Annotated in this window: 14 protein-coding genes; 8 read left to right on the top strand and 6 right to left on the bottom strand. The window is 54.0% G+C overall.

The genetic code is table 11. The features are described 5' to 3' along the window. The first annotated feature begins 31 nt into the window (after window positions 1-31). The 3 genes from SCD_RS07885 to SCD_RS07875 are packed head-to-tail and all read left to right on the top strand — an operon-like array spanning window position 32 to window position 1,969. Window positions 32-637, top strand: coding sequence for a LemA family protein (locus tag SCD_RS07885; RefSeq protein WP_009205629.1), 606 nt, complete (start codon window positions 32-34; stop codon window positions 635-637). Then, window positions 615-1,466, top strand: a complete 852-nt coding sequence (locus SCD_RS07880; RefSeq protein WP_009205630.1) for a TPM domain-containing protein — start codon at window positions 615-617, stop codon at window positions 1,464-1,466. The genes SCD_RS07885 and SCD_RS07880 overlap by 23 nt, the downstream gene beginning before the upstream one ends. A 5-nt stretch (window positions 1,467-1,471) precedes the next feature. Beyond that, entirely contained in the window at window positions 1,472-1,969 is a 498-nt protein-coding gene (locus SCD_RS07875; protein ID WP_041673838.1) for a TPM domain-containing protein, read from the top strand. Between the two features lie 11 nt (window positions 1,970-1,980). Here SCD_RS07875 and lplT read toward each other — a convergent pair whose 3' ends face one another. Beyond that, complete coding sequence (lplT, locus tag SCD_RS07870) at window positions 1,981-3,243, bottom strand: lysophospholipid transporter LplT (RefSeq protein ID WP_023506893.1); 1,263 nt, start codon at window positions 3,241-3,243, stop codon at window positions 1,981-1,983. Between the two features lie 171 nt (window positions 3,244-3,414). On the opposite strand from lplT, the gene SCD_RS07865 reads away from it, so the two are divergent. Further along, on the top strand, window positions 3,415-4,305 hold the full coding sequence (locus SCD_RS07865; protein WP_009205633.1) for a LysR family transcriptional regulator: 891 nt from the start codon (window positions 3,415-3,417) through the stop codon (window positions 4,303-4,305). 7 nt (window positions 4,306-4,312) lie between these two features. Beyond that, window positions 4,313-4,657: a hypothetical protein gene (locus SCD_RS07860; RefSeq protein WP_009205634.1), complete on the top strand. Its 345-nt coding sequence runs from the start codon at window positions 4,313-4,315 to the stop codon at window positions 4,655-4,657. Window positions 4,658-4,714: 57 nt separating this feature from the next. On the opposite strand, the gene SCD_RS07855 is transcribed toward SCD_RS07860, so the two are convergent. From SCD_RS07855 to SCD_RS07845, 3 genes are all read right to left on the bottom strand, one after another. Next, window positions 4,715-6,112, bottom strand: a complete 1,398-nt coding sequence (locus SCD_RS07855; protein WP_009205635.1) for a PhoH family protein — start codon at window positions 6,110-6,112, stop codon at window positions 4,715-4,717. Between the two features lie 10 nt (window positions 6,113-6,122). After that, complete coding sequence (locus SCD_RS07850) at window positions 6,123-6,581, bottom strand: peroxiredoxin (RefSeq protein WP_023506892.1); 459 nt, start codon at window positions 6,579-6,581, stop codon at window positions 6,123-6,125. A gap of 99 nt (window positions 6,582-6,680) precedes the next feature. Next, the gene (locus SCD_RS07845) at window positions 6,681-8,258 is read right to left on the bottom strand and encodes a B12-binding domain-containing radical SAM protein (RefSeq protein WP_009205637.1); all 1,578 of its coding nucleotides are present in this window, start codon (window positions 8,256-8,258) and stop codon (window positions 6,681-6,683) included. Between the two features lie 403 nt (window positions 8,259-8,661). Between SCD_RS07845 and thpR the strand changes: the two genes are divergently transcribed. Both thpR and SCD_RS07835 read left to right on the top strand, forming a co-directional pair. Next, entirely contained in the window at window positions 8,662-9,282 is a 621-nt protein-coding gene (gene thpR / locus SCD_RS07840) for an RNA 2',3'-cyclic phosphodiesterase (RefSeq protein ID WP_084607477.1), read from the top strand. A gap of 159 nt (window positions 9,283-9,441) precedes the next feature. Next, window positions 9,442-10,056 carry an outer membrane beta-barrel protein gene (locus tag SCD_RS07835; RefSeq protein ID WP_009205639.1) on the top strand — a complete coding sequence of 205 codons (615 nt, stop codon included), beginning with the start codon at window positions 9,442-9,444 and terminating at the stop codon, window positions 10,054-10,056. 132 nt (window positions 10,057-10,188) lie between these two features. Here the strand turns inward: SCD_RS07835 and SCD_RS07830 are convergent, their stop codons facing one another. Next, window positions 10,189-10,629, bottom strand: a complete 441-nt coding sequence (locus tag SCD_RS07830) for a host attachment protein (protein WP_009205640.1) — start codon at window positions 10,627-10,629, stop codon at window positions 10,189-10,191. A gap of 81 nt (window positions 10,630-10,710) precedes the next feature. Continuing rightward, on the bottom strand, window positions 10,711-11,793 hold the full coding sequence (mnmH, locus tag SCD_RS07825; RefSeq protein ID WP_009205641.1) for a tRNA 2-selenouridine(34) synthase MnmH: 1,083 nt from the start codon (window positions 11,791-11,793) through the stop codon (window positions 10,711-10,713). 39 nt (window positions 11,794-11,832) lie between these two features. Here mnmH and selD point away from each other — a divergent pair, with 39 nt between their 5' ends. After that, window positions 11,833-12,870, top strand: a complete 1,038-nt coding sequence (gene selD / locus SCD_RS07820; protein ID WP_009205642.1) for a selenide, water dikinase SelD — start codon at window positions 11,833-11,835, stop codon at window positions 12,868-12,870. Window positions 12,871-12,893: the final 23 nt, after the last annotated feature.

Here is a 12,893-nt window from a genome sequence, read left to right as displayed (position 1 = left end):
ATAAGCATTGTTGTCCACTCAGGAGATCGTTATGCGTAACTGGCTATTAATCATGATGCTGTTGCTGTCCTTGTTCCTGAGCGGTTGCGGCTACAACACGCTGCAATCCACTGACGAGCAGATCAAGGCGAGCTGGTCCGAAGTGCTTAATCAGTACCAGCGCCGAGCCGATCTGGTGCCCAATCTGGTGAACGTGGTCAAGGGCTATGCCGCGCACGAGAAAGAGGTGCTGACGCAGGTCACCGATGCGCGTGCCAGGGTGGGGTCAATTCAGGCGACCCCCGAGCTGATTAACGACGAGCAGGCTTTCGCCAAATTTCAGCAGGCGCAGGCTCAGATGAGCAGCGCGCTTTCCCGCCTGTTGGTGGTATCGGAGAACTACCCGCAACTCAAGGCCGACGGGGTGTTTCGCGACTTGCAGGCGCAACTAGAGGGCACTGAAAATCGCATCACCGTCGCACGTAACCGCTATATCAAGGCGGTACAGGATTACAACGTGACGGTGCGCTCCTTCCCCAGCAATCTCACAGCGATGATGTTCGGTTTCAAGACCAAGCCCAACTTCAGCGTGGAAAACGAGAAAGAAATTTCCACCGCACCCAAGGTGGATTTTGGTGTTGCAGCGACCGTCAAGTAAGGTCTGGCTGACCAGCCTGGTCGCCGTTCTGTGGCTGCTTTGCGCACCAGGGGCGGCGGCAGAGGTGGCGGTGCCGCCCCTCAACGCGCGTGTCACTGATCTGACCGGGACGCTGCAACCCGAACAGCAGGCAGCGCTTGAGCAAACCCTGCAAGTCTTTGAAAACAGAAAAGGCAGCCAGATCGCCGTTCTGATCATTCCCACTACCCAACCTGAAACCATCGAGCAATACGCTATCCGTGTGGCAGACGCCTGGAAGCTCGGGCGCAAGGGTGTGGATGATGGCGCGCTGCTCCTGATCGCGAGGAACGATCGAAAATTGCGCATCGAAGTGGGTTACGGTCTTGAGGGTGCGATTCCCGATGCGGTGGCGAAGCGCATCGTCAGTGAAATAATCACGCCCCATTTCAAGCAGGATGATTATTTCGGCGGCATCCAGGCTGGGGTCGATCGCATCATCAAGGTCATCGAAGGCGAGCCGTTACCAGAGAAGAAATCCTCTCGATCACAAGACGGAAGCGGGGGAGATTGGCTGGCCATCGGTTTCGTTCTTGCAGTCGTTGTGGGGGGCGCAATGCGCGCCCTGCTCGGCCCGTTTGTCGGTGGGCTTGTTGCCGGTTCGATCGCAGTCGTCATTGCCTGGCTATTGTTCGCCTCGCTGATGATGGCGCTGGTGGCCGGTTTATTCGTTTTCATCTTTACACTACTCGGTCGTCACGGTGGCGGGGGTTGGTCCAGCGGCGGTGGCGGCTGGCCGAGGGGTGGCGGTGGCGGTTTTAGTGGCGGCGGAGGTGGTTTTGGTGGCGGCGGCGCATCGGGAAATTGGTGAAAAAAATGATGATCAAACGTCTATTCAGGCATTTGTTGACACCCCCATGGCGGATGAAGCGGGCATTTCCTCCGGACACGATGCGAGCCATCGAAGCGGCGATCGGGGAATCCGAAACGACCCATTATGGAGAGATTCGCTTCGCCGTCGAGGCGGCGCTCGACCCAATGGCGCTTCTTTATGGTCGCAGCGCCCGTGAGCGCGCCGTCGAGGTGTTTTCGCAGCTACGGGTGTGGGATACCGAGCGTAATAATGGCGTGCTGATTTATCTTCTGCTTGCTGACCACCGGGTGGAAATTGTTGCCGACAGAGGCATCCATCGCGATGTAGGGCAGCCGGGCTGGGAAGCGATTTGTCGGGAGATGGAACATTCGTTCCGTCAGGGGCTTTTCGGACAAGGCGTGGTGGAGGGGATTCGTGCAGTGGCCAGCCATCTGGTTCGGCATTATCCGGCGAGCGGGGTCAATGAGAACGAACTGCCGGACAAGCCCATCGTGCTATAAATAACAAGGCGTTAGTTCCGGGTGTCGTCGAGCAGCGCGACATCGTCAAACTGGCGCTGATTGTTCTCGTGCCGCTTTTTCAGGTAATACATCATGCCGCTCACGAATAGCCCAAATAGTGCGATGATTGCATAGAGTGACAAATTCAAATGGATCAGCAACGCATAGAGGCCGGTCATGGCGAGGATCGACAGGTTTTCGTTGAAATTCTGCACCGCAATCGAATGGCCTGCGCCCATCAGGATGTGGCCGCGATGTTGCAACAGTGCATTCATCGGCACCACGAAAAAACCCGACAGAGCGCCGATGAGAACCAGGAGCGGCACGGCAATCCACAGGTCGTGTACGAAATTCATGCCGAGAACGATCAGTCCCATGGCGATTCCAAGCGGAATGACTTTCACCGATTTGCGCATCGTAACCATTTTTGCTGCCAACACCGCACCAATTGCGACACCTACCGCCACCACCCCCTGCAGCATACTGGCTTTGGACAGGTCCATATTCAGCGCCACCTCTGCCCACTTCAGGACGATGAATTGCAGGGTAGCGCCTGCTCCCCAGAACAGGGTGGTGACACCAAGCGACACCTGGCCCAGCTTGTCGCGCCACAGCAACTTTAGGCAGTGGTTGAAATCGTGTAACAGAAAGAGCGGGTTTTTTTTCAGGATCCGGTGGTCCACTCCGGTATCTGGGATGTACAGGTTGAAAGCTGCGGCAATCAGGTAAATGCATCCGATGATGCCTATGCTCATTTCCGGGATCGTGTCGATGCCGGTGTCGATCATCGGGAAATCGAAGTTCAACAGGGTTAGAGCGATGTCAGTTTTGACCAGCAGACCCCCTACCACGGTGCCGAGTATGATAGCCATCACTGTCAGCCCTTCGATCCAGCCGTTGGCGACCACCAGCAGGCGATGCGGCAGCAGTTCAGTGAGGATGCCGTACTTGGCGGGGGAGTAAGCGGCGGCGCCCAAGCCGACGACCGCGTAGGCGGCCAGCGGGTGCACGCCGGAGAACATCATCAGGCAGCCAATGATTTTGACGCCGTTGCTGATCAGCATCACCCGGCCTTTGGGCATCGAGTCGGCGAAAGCGCCGACAAACGCAGCGAGCAAGACGTAGGAAACGGTAAAAAACAGCTTGAGCAGGGGTTCGTATTCCTGCGGGGCATGCATGTCGCGCAGGGCGAAGATGGCGACAATCAGCAGAGCGTTATCGGCCAATGCGGAAAAAAACTGTGCCGACAGAATAGTATAAAAGCCGCGCTTCATCTGTTTTTTGGTGAGTTTCCGTTCATTTTTCAGGTACAGAAAGTAAGCCCCAGCTTTATACCATGAAACCATGCGGGGTGCCATGTGGCCAATCAAAGTTAGGGTTTGCCCTATCTTTGCGATTCAATTTGTGCTTGAATATGCGTCCATTAAATTCCTTTATGAGCACCTATGGCAGACCGACGACTTCAGGTGTTTTACACCGTTGCTAAACAACTGAGTTTCACCAAAGCGGCCGAGATATTGTTCATGACTCAGCCTGCGGTTACGTTTCAGGTCAAACAGTTGGAAGAGCATTTCAATACCCGTTTGTTCGAGCGTAGTCACAGCAAGATTACTCTGACGCCGGCAGGGCGACTGGCGATGGAATACGCCGAGCGCATCCTGAACCTGACTGCGGAAATGGAAACCCGTTTGACGGAAATGACGGGGGAGGTCGGTGGCACGCTGATGATCGGTGCCAGCACGACCATCGCGGAATATATGCTGCCGCGCATGCTGGGGGATTTCAAGGCGCGTTACCCACAAGTCCAGGCACGGCTCACGGTCGCAAACTCGGAAACAGTCGAATCAAAGGTCGCAGACCACACGCTCGACATTGGCCTGATTGAGGCACCTTCCCATCATCCCAGCCTGAAATCGGAAGTGTGCTGTGAAGATGAGCTGGTGATGATCTGTTCGGCGCAACATGAGTTGTCAAAGCTTTCCTTTGCATCGGCCGAGAAACTTGCCGTTCAGCCTTACATCAGCCGCGAAGCCGGTTCAGGCACACGCGAAGTGGTGGACGATTTCTTCAGGCGAGCCGGCTTCTCACCGGAGGACTTGAATATTGCAATGGAGCTAGGGAGTCCGGAAGCGATCAAAGGGGCGGTTGAGGCGGGGCTGGGTATTGCCATCGTTTCGCGAGCTACCATTCTCAAGGAAGTCAAACTTGGTGATCTGGTCGCCGTTCCATTGGAGCCGCGCTTGATCAGGCCGTTGTCGGTAGTTTATGCTACGGAAAAATTCCGCTCCAAATTGTTGCAGTCTTTCCTGGATTTTACGACCGACGCGCTGAAGTAAATTATCCATGAAACCCGAAGAAAAGAAACTGCTGCGCCTGTTAGAAACGCTTCCAGCAGAGCAGCAGAATACCGTATTTGCCTTTGTCGAATTTCTTGCCGCCCGTAATCCGGCTGTAGACATTTCTGTTTCTCAGGAACCCCTGGCTATTCCCCGTCCTGCTGAAGAGTCTGTGGTCAAGGCGATCAAGCGGCTAAGGGAAACCTATCCGATGCTGAATACTGATAAGTTGCTGCACGAAGCTTCAGGTTTCATGATGAAGCATGTCATGCACGGCAAGCCAGCCGTCGAGGCGATCGACGAGCTGGAAGCCTTGTTTGCCCGGTATTATGAAATGCACAAAGACAGCTAGACTGGATTGAAGCAGGGTGCATATGGCGCACCCTGTTCAACCCCTGAAATCTCCGGGTTAAAGTACCTCTGCCGCATAATCCGCCAGTCTTGAACGCTCGCCGCGCATCAGCGTGACGTGGCCGGAGTGTTCCCACCCCTTGAAGCGGTCTACTACGTAAGTCAGGCCCGAGCTGCCTTCGGTCAGGTAGGGGGTGTCGATCTGCGCGATATTGCCTAGACAGACCACCTTGGTGCCGGGGCCAGCGCGGGTAACCAAGGTTTTCATCTGCTTCGGTGTCAGGTTCTGTGCCTCGTCGATGATCAGGAATTTATTCAGGAAGGTACGGCCACGCATGAAGTTGAGCGACTTGATTTTGACCCGCGAGCGAATCAGGTCCTGGGTCGCGGCACGTCCCCAGTCGCCGGCATTCTCGTCGGTCTTGTTGAGCACGTCCAGGTCGTCTTCCAGCGCACCCATCCACGGCGCCATTTTTTCTTCCTCGGTGCCGGGCAGAAAACCGATATCCTCCCCGACCGGAACGGTGACACGGGTCATGATGATTTCGCTGTAAAGCTTGTGGTCCAGCGTCTGCGTCAGGGCGGAGGCCAGGGTGAGCAGTGTCTTGCCGGTACCGGCCTGGCCGAGCAGGGTGATAAAATCCACCTCCGGGTTCATCAGCAGGTTGAGGGCGAAATTCTGTTCACGGTTGCGCGCGGTGATGCCCCAGACGCTGTGTTTGAGATGAGTAAAATCCTTGACAGTTTCCAGCACGGCAGTGTTGCCGTTTAATTCCCTGACGATGGCGTGGAACGGGTTGTCGTATTCGAAATAGACAAATTCGTTGATCATCAGGCTGGAACAAAGCGGCCCCTTGATGCGGTAAAAGGTATGCCCGGCTTCCTGCCAGGATTCCATGCCCTTGCCGTGATGTTCCCAGAAATCCTGCGGCAGCGCCTTGAGTCCGGTATAAAGCAGATCGGTGTCTTCCAGCACCTTGTCGTTGAAGTAATCCTCCGCGGCATAGCCCAGGGCGCGGGCTTTGATGCGCATGTTGATGTCCTTCGACACCAGGATAACCTCACGCTTGGGATATTGCTGCTGCAGGTGCATCACCACGCTGATGATCTGGTTGTCAGCTTTGCTGGTCGGCATGCCAGCGGGTAGTTCGCCGTTCATCTGTTTGGTTTGCAGGAACAGGCGCCCGCTACAATTGCGATCGTTGATGGAGAGAGGAAAGCCATCTTCCATCGCGGTCTGGGCGCCGGTGACGATTTCGTCCAGGAAGCGGCTGGCCTGGCGCGCATTGCGCGCGACCTCGGTCATGCCTTTCTTGTTGTTATCCAGCTCTTCCAGGGTGATCATCGGCAGGAAAATGTCGTGTTCATCGAAATGGAACAGGCTAGACGGATCGTGCATCAGCACGTTGGTATCGAGAACAAATATCTTGGAATGGATGTGTGACTTTCGTGCCATTGGGAACCCCTTATTTAAGCGCCTCGATGAAATCAATCACTTCCTGGGCATGGCCGGCGACCTTTACGCCGCGCCACTCGCGCCGCAACACGCCTTCGCCATCGATGACGAAGGTGCTGCGTTCGATGCCCCTGACCTGTTTACCATACATACTTTTCATTTTGATGACGCCGAACAGATTGCAGGCGGCTTCTTCCTTGTCGCTGAGCAGTTCGAACGGCAGATTCTGTTTCGACTTGAAATTTTCGTGGGACTTCAGACTGTCGCGCGAGATGCCATAAATTTGACAGCCGAGGGCTTGGAGTTCCGAATAAAGATCGCGGAACTGTTGCGCTTCGGTAGTGCAGCCGGGAGTGGCGTCTTTGGGATAGAAGTACAGTACTACGGGGTTTCCTTTGACCGTGGATAAGCGGAATGGCTTGTCTCCGGTCGAGGGAAGTTCAAAATCTGAAACGGGTCGGTCGAGCATGGAAGTTACCGTGTTGAGCATGGCACTATTGTTGACAAAAATCGGCACCAGCGCAACAGGCAACACAGCGTTTTTTTCAGAGGCGATATGCGCGCATATTTATGCCTTGCATGAACATGAAGCAAGCTCATCGGCGGGTTGGCGCGAAGAATCACCCCCGCAAGCGGCCACCACCTCCGGCTTGGACAACTCCCGTTCGATGATATCCATCGTGGCACGGCCAATATACTCGCTGTTCGGATCGGATGTTTCGATTGCTTCGAGGTAGGCGCGACCTATCAGGCGGCCGAGCGGTTGCGGATTGTATAGCAGCTTTTTGATGAGAAATGGATTGAAAGTGAGCGGGTTGTAGCCCGGCTTGAGATAGCCCTCGCTGATCAGCAGACGTTCCACCGGTGTACCGGGTTGAACGCCGATGAAAAAAATGAATGGCAGCACGTTGTCGCGACCGAACATCTCATACAGTTCCTTGATCTTCTCGACGGTCTTCAGCAGGGTTTGGACGGTTTCCCCGGGGGCGTTCAAGGGCATGTAAAGTTTGATCTTTTGATCGGTGTGCCCGTTCGACTGGAACATGCGGAAGGCCTCCATCTGTTGCTCCAGCGAATAGCCCAGGGTCAGTTTGTCGATGATCTCCTGGGATCCGGCGAAAGACAGGTCAACGCTGCTCATTCCCGTTGCCAGCATTTTCCGCGCGATTTCGGGCGTCAGATGGTTCAGCCGCAGATACCCCGACCAGTTGATATCGATTTTTCTTGCCAGCAATTCGTCCAGGATAAGTTCGACATGCTGGGTGCTCCTTTTCGTCGAACAGAACTGCGCATCAGTGAACCAGATTCGCTTGACGCCGTATCGCCTGTGCAGTGCTTCCACCTCATTGGCGATCTCGGCCGGCTCGCGGTAGCGTTGCATGGCGCCCTCGATTTTGTTGTACAGGCAGAAGTGACATTGAAGAGGGCATCCCCGCTTGGTATGCACGCCGATGTCATCGCCGATATAACGGTGGAAGTCAGGAAAAATCGATTCGACGTAAGCGAAATCGACTGCCGTAAGCTTGCGCAAATCGAAGGTTTCCGTGCGGGCGCGATGATCGACCTGGCCTGAGCGGTTCTTGTAGAAGTACTCGCCGACCGGCTGGGTGAAACCATCGACAATCGATAGCATGGTGTCCTCGCCTTCACCGATGACGATCACCGTATCGGGCGGGCATTTCTCGGCGACATATTTACCGAATATCGACACTGCCGTCCCTCCGACCACGACACGTGTGTCAGGCAGCATCTGCTTGACCAGCTTCATGTAGCCGAAGTTGCGCAGCCGGCTGGCCACATAGTCATAGATGATGGTCAGCGAATCTTTGGCCGCTTTCAGTCTTCGATACAACTTCGGCGAATGGTCGAAGTTCATGACGACGCCGAGTGCATCGTCTTCAGGGTGGGGACCGAAGGACTGCATATTGCGCCATGAAAAAGCCACAACGTCCGGGCGCAGTGTGCGCAGATGTTCCTTTAAAACGCGCTTGCGGTCGGATGGCTCAATCAAAGCCAGGTCAAGAAGGTGTTGGTGGATGTCCGGGCGCTGCTTGTGAATATAATCGGCGACATAAATGACGCCACCAGGATAGATTTTCCAGCAGGGCAGGCGGATATAAAGAACGGATTTGACTTTAGGCGACATTGTGCCTCCATAATATTTTGAGTGGTTATTGGCTATTCAAGGAGGCCTTCGCACGCGGCAGAGTCCAAGTGCCTGACACTTGGACTGATGGGTGGAGTCTACTATCCAATCATTGTTGCTGAGGTCTATTTTTACATGCTTGGATCTGTGAAAGCCAGTGCATTTTAAAAGCATTATTTAATATAATATTAGCATCTTTTAATATGCCTAATGATATTGTTTTCAGTGGTGATGTTGTGGGAGATCGGCTACGATATCCGTACAATGTAGGACTGAATGTAAGCACGATCCACTCGCTCTCAAATGGTGGCGTAAGGAATGATGCCCATTGATAGCCTTAATTAAAGAATCATGAAGATAAAACAATATAAGTTTATACAGCCATGCCGAGCCGCCGTCCCTGATGATGAATCATCAATTCACCGCGATTGTTTGTGCCCCTCCTGACTCTATTTCGAAGGGAAAGCGGGACGAGCCCTCGACTCGCAAGTCTCATATAAAGCCCACTTCGGCGCGTTTGTTTTTCGCCCTCTGGCCCAGTGCGGCAGCCTCTGCAGAGTTGGTCATGGCAGGGCAGTGTTTGTACGGAATTTGTGGCGGACGGCTTACACGTATGGAAACGATCCACCTTACCTTGGCGTTTCTTGGCGAGGTCGGGCCTGAGCGGATTGGCGATCTGCTCGAATTGGCCGGGGAGATCAGGGTCCCCGAGTTCAATATCGGCTTAACACGCTTTGGCTGGTGGCCTCATAATCGGATCGTCTGGGCCGCACCCGGTGAGACACCTGTGGAATTGGTGCGGCTGATCGACTCTTTGCGGGAAAAGTTACTTGGCGCGGGGTTCCGTTTCGACACCAAGTCCTTTGTGCCACACATCACTCTGCTGCGTAAGGCCGATTGCAGGAAAAATCCGCTCCTGGCCGGGGCAATTGAATGGCGCGCTAGGGATTTTGTCCTCGTCAGATCAGTGTCGGGCGAGAGCGGGTCATCTTACGAAGTGGTGGGCCGCTGGAAGTTGTTATAGGTGGATAATTATTCCAGGATTGGGACTGGGATTAATTCTTCTTGACAGGCAGGCTTTTTCCGATAGCATTACTCATTCTGCGCTCAGGTTTCATCGCAAATCGATCGTAGCAAAAAAATTAATAAAATTGCTTTAAATTTAAACCACTTGGAGGATGTTATGAAGATCAAGGGCCTAGCCATCGCAGCGCTTGCTACCAGTCTGACTGCCGGAGCAGTCACTACCGCAGTAGCCCAGGATACACCTAACTGGATTGGTGTTTCTGTTGGCAATACCCAGTTCAGCAACGATAACAATCTGAGCGGAATTACGCCCACTTCAACGGACAAATCCGACAATGCCTGGAAAATCTTTCTGGGTATTCCATTCAACAAAAACCTTGGTCTGGAACTTGGTTATGCAAAGCTAGGCGATCAAACTATCAGCGGAACATTTAATGCCGCTAACGCATCCTCCAGGGCGACCAGCACGGCTTACCTGATTGATCTGGTTGGCAACTACGATTTCAATGAAAGTTTTTCTCTGCTAGGCAAGTTGGGTATGCATCGTTGGGGCGTGAATGACGATACGACCAAAAATGGTGTAAATGCTAGCAATGGCGCTGATGGCTTTAATTCTACTTATGGTCTGGGCGTACAGTACAACGTGAACAAAGATGTTGGCCTGCGCATGGAGTGGGAACGTATTAATAACATGGGTCACGAAACTACCACCGGGAAAATCGATGCCAACCTCATCACTATCGGTGTCGTGTACAGGTTCAAGATTCTGTAGGACTATGAAGCAGTTTCAAAAAAAGTGGGCGGATATTTCGCCCACTTTTTTTTGGTTGGCGCTTCCTTGCGCTGGCAAGCCTGTGTGGTAACGGGGCGCGGGGCAGTCTACTAGTTAGCGGGCCGCTGGCACTTATAGGTAGATGAGTTTTTCCAGGTGGACTGCCAGTTCTTTTTGGGTGGCCTTGGTGTAGTCCTTGTCCAGGCTTTCACTGATCAGGCTGTGTACCTGGGTGCTGAACGTGTTGTTGAGCAGACCGCGGAAGTGGGGCTCTGCGGCCACGATGAGGCGCTGATACTGGTTGCCGGTGCGGCCTTGCTCGATATGGTGCGCGATTTCACGGGCGAAAATTTCGTGCTCGTGCTGCTTCGGGTAGGTGGTTGGCTGGTGGGCACCATGGCCGTTTCCTGCGCTTTGCATGTGTCCGGATCGGTCGGTTACCAGGTCCGAGTTCTTTTTTCTGCTATCGGGATGGTCGAAGGCGGCGACCTTCTCCAGCCCCTTGCTGATTCCCGTGTTGGCGTAGAGTTGTGCTTCACTGGCATTTGCGACAAGAATCCAAGTGGTAGTCATATTGCCCTCTTTTAGAGTGGATGAACAAGACCAGTTTTAAGCGTACCACCTTATCCCATTGAGTCAAGGTATGGCTTGATCTTACTCAAGCATTGCTTTCTTGGCAGCTTCGAGGAAGGCTTCCATGCTGATGTCTGCAGGGCGGAGAATGAGGGCCTCGTCGAACTGAGTATAATGTTTTGCAGTGGATTTATTGTAGGCGGGGTCGTAGTGTTTTCCCAGTAGTTCCCCGACCAGTTCATCCCAGGCCAGTCCGGTGGAAAGCGCCTGCCATTTTTGTATTACACCCTTGCCGTGTATTCCGGTCAGGTGGTCCAGTTTGTTGCAAAGCGCTTCCGGATCCTCGAGGAAATGAACGTATTCCTCCTTGAGCAGTGCGATGCGTTGTTCCTGTGCCATTTCGACACGGACGCACTGACCACGTTGCCACATTTCTTCCAGCAAGGCGTCTGGCACCCGAATATTGCCGATTTTTTTGCTTTCTGCTTCCACATAAACTGGATGGTCAGGGGCGAATTTCTGTAGCGCTTCCCAGAGTCGGCTTTCAAACAGCTTTTGCGGCGGTTGATCAGCATTTGGCAGGTTACCCAGGATCGAGCCGCGGTGGGCGGCGAGTCCTTCCAGATCCAGTACCTGTGCACCCAATTCATCCAGCGCGGCCAGCAGGCGGCTTTTTCCGGAACCGGTAGGCCCGCAGATGACCCGGTAGCTGTAACGGCCGGGCAGGGTTTGCAATGTTGCCAGCACCATGGTGCGGTAGGCTTTGTAACCGCCTTTCAACTGCTGGGCGCGCCAGCCGATCTGGTTCAGAATATGCGTCATCGCACCACTACGGCTACCACCGCGCCAGCAATAGACTAGAGGCTGCCAGTTTTTTGGCTTGTCGGAAAATTGCCGTTCCACATGGTCGGCGATGTTGCGCGCAACCAGCGCCGCGCCGATTTTTTTGGCATCGAAGGCTGAAGTCTGTTTGTAAATGGTGCCGACCCGTGCGCGCTCCTCGTCATTCAGCACCGGAAAATTTACGGCTCCCGGGATATGGTCCTCTCGGAATTCGGAAGGTGAACGTACATCGATGATGTCGTCAAACTGGGCCAACTGTGCTAGGGTTAAGCCCTCGGCTGCAAGGATGTTATGCCCGCGATCATTGCTTGTGAAATTCATTAGGTTTCAAGAGAAATTTAAAGGTCTAAAAATTATAATATGGATATCAAGTTAACAGAGTTCTCGTCTGGTGGGGGCTGCGGCTGCAAAATTTCTCCGGCGGTTTTGAGCGAAATCCTTTCCACTATGCCAGCGCGCGCGATTTTCCCAGACTTGCTGGTCGGGATCGAATCCAGCGACGATGCTGCAGTTTACCGCTTGAATGCGGCGCAGGCGATTGTTGCGACAACCGATTTTTTTATGCCGATCGTGGACGATCCGTTCGATTTTGGACGCATTGCTGCCACTAATGCGATTTCCGATATCTACGCCATGGGAGCCCAGCCGATCATGGCGCTCGCCATCGTCGGCATGCCGGTCGGCAAACTGCCGGTCGAGGTAATCCGTGAAATCCTCAAAGGCGGTGAATCGGTGTGCGCGGAGGCGGGCATTCCGATCGGCGGCGGCCATTCGATCGATTCTACTGAGCCAATATATGGGCTGGTAGCGCTGGGTATTGTCCATCCCGACCGGGTCAAGCGCAACGACAGGGGCCAGGCGGGCGATGCGCTGATTCTTGGGAAAGGCCTCGGCATCGGCATTATGAGCGCGGCACTGAAGAAAAACGAGCTGTCTGAGGAGGGTTATCAGCAGATGATAGCCAGCGCCACTCAGCTCAACACGCCAGGGTCGGTGCTGGCTGCCATGCCGGGCGTGCATGGGTTGACCGACGTTACCGGTTTTGGATTACTGGGTCACCTGCTGGAAATCTGCCACGGTTCCAAACTGGCTGCCGAGGTCGAATTCGATCGTTTGCCCTTGCTCCCTGTAGCGCTGAACTTGGCAAAACAGGGTTATGCGCCGGGTGCGGCTGCACGCAACTGGGCGAGTTATGGGCACGAGGTGACTTTGCCCGCAACCATGCTGGAATGGCAGAAAAATATGCTGTGCGATCCACAAACCAGCGGTGGGTTGCTGGTGGCTTGCGCCCAGGAAGAGGTTGAAAGCGTGCTGGAGATATTCAACCAGCAGGGTTTCGACTATGCAGGTGTGATCGGTTCGCTGTGTGCCGGAAAGCCTGGAATATCTGTAAAGTGATTATTAAACAAAATAATACAAAC

The sequence above is a fragment of the Sulfuricella denitrificans skB26 genome, assembly GCF_000297055.2.
Taxonomy (GTDB): Bacteria; Pseudomonadota; Gammaproteobacteria; order Burkholderiales; family Sulfuricellaceae; genus Sulfuricella; species Sulfuricella denitrificans.
This window is presented reverse-complemented; position numbering and strand designations above follow the sequence as displayed.

Coding starts and splice junctions, on each gene's coding strand:
- SCD_RS07885 (WP_009205629.1), top strand. CDS start 32: ATGCGTAACTGGCTATTAATCATGATGCTGTTGCTGTCCTTGTTCCTG.
- SCD_RS07875 (WP_041673838.1), top strand. CDS start 1,472: ATGATGATCAAACGTCTATTCAGGCATTTGTTGACACCCCCATGGCGG.
- lplT (WP_023506893.1), bottom strand. CDS start 3,243: ATGAAGCGCGGCTTTTATACTATTCTGTCGGCACAGTTTTTTTCCGCA.
- SCD_RS07865 (WP_009205633.1), top strand. CDS start 3,415: ATGGCAGACCGACGACTTCAGGTGTTTTACACCGTTGCTAAACAACTG.
- SCD_RS07860 (WP_009205634.1), top strand. CDS start 4,313: ATGAAACCCGAAGAAAAGAAACTGCTGCGCCTGTTAGAAACGCTTCCA.
- SCD_RS07855 (WP_009205635.1), bottom strand. CDS start 6,112: ATGGCACGAAAGTCACACATCCATTCCAAGATATTTGTTCTCGATACC.
- SCD_RS07850 (WP_023506892.1), bottom strand. CDS start 6,581: ATGCTCGACCGACCCGTTTCAGATTTTGAACTTCCCTCGACCGGAGAC.
- SCD_RS07845 (WP_009205637.1), bottom strand. CDS start 8,258: ATGTCGCCTAAAGTCAAATCCGTTCTTTATATCCGCCTGCCCTGCTGG.
- thpR (WP_084607477.1), top strand. CDS start 8,662: ATGATGAATCATCAATTCACCGCGATTGTTTGTGCCCCTCCTGACTCT.
- SCD_RS07835 (WP_009205639.1), top strand. CDS start 9,442: ATGAAGATCAAGGGCCTAGCCATCGCAGCGCTTGCTACCAGTCTGACT.
- SCD_RS07830 (WP_009205640.1), bottom strand. CDS start 10,629: ATGACTACCACTTGGATTCTTGTCGCAAATGCCAGTGAAGCACAACTC.
- mnmH (WP_009205641.1), bottom strand. CDS start 11,793: ATGAATTTCACAAGCAATGATCGCGGGCATAACATCCTTGCAGCCGAG.
- selD (WP_009205642.1), top strand. CDS start 11,833: ATGGATATCAAGTTAACAGAGTTCTCGTCTGGTGGGGGCTGCGGCTGC.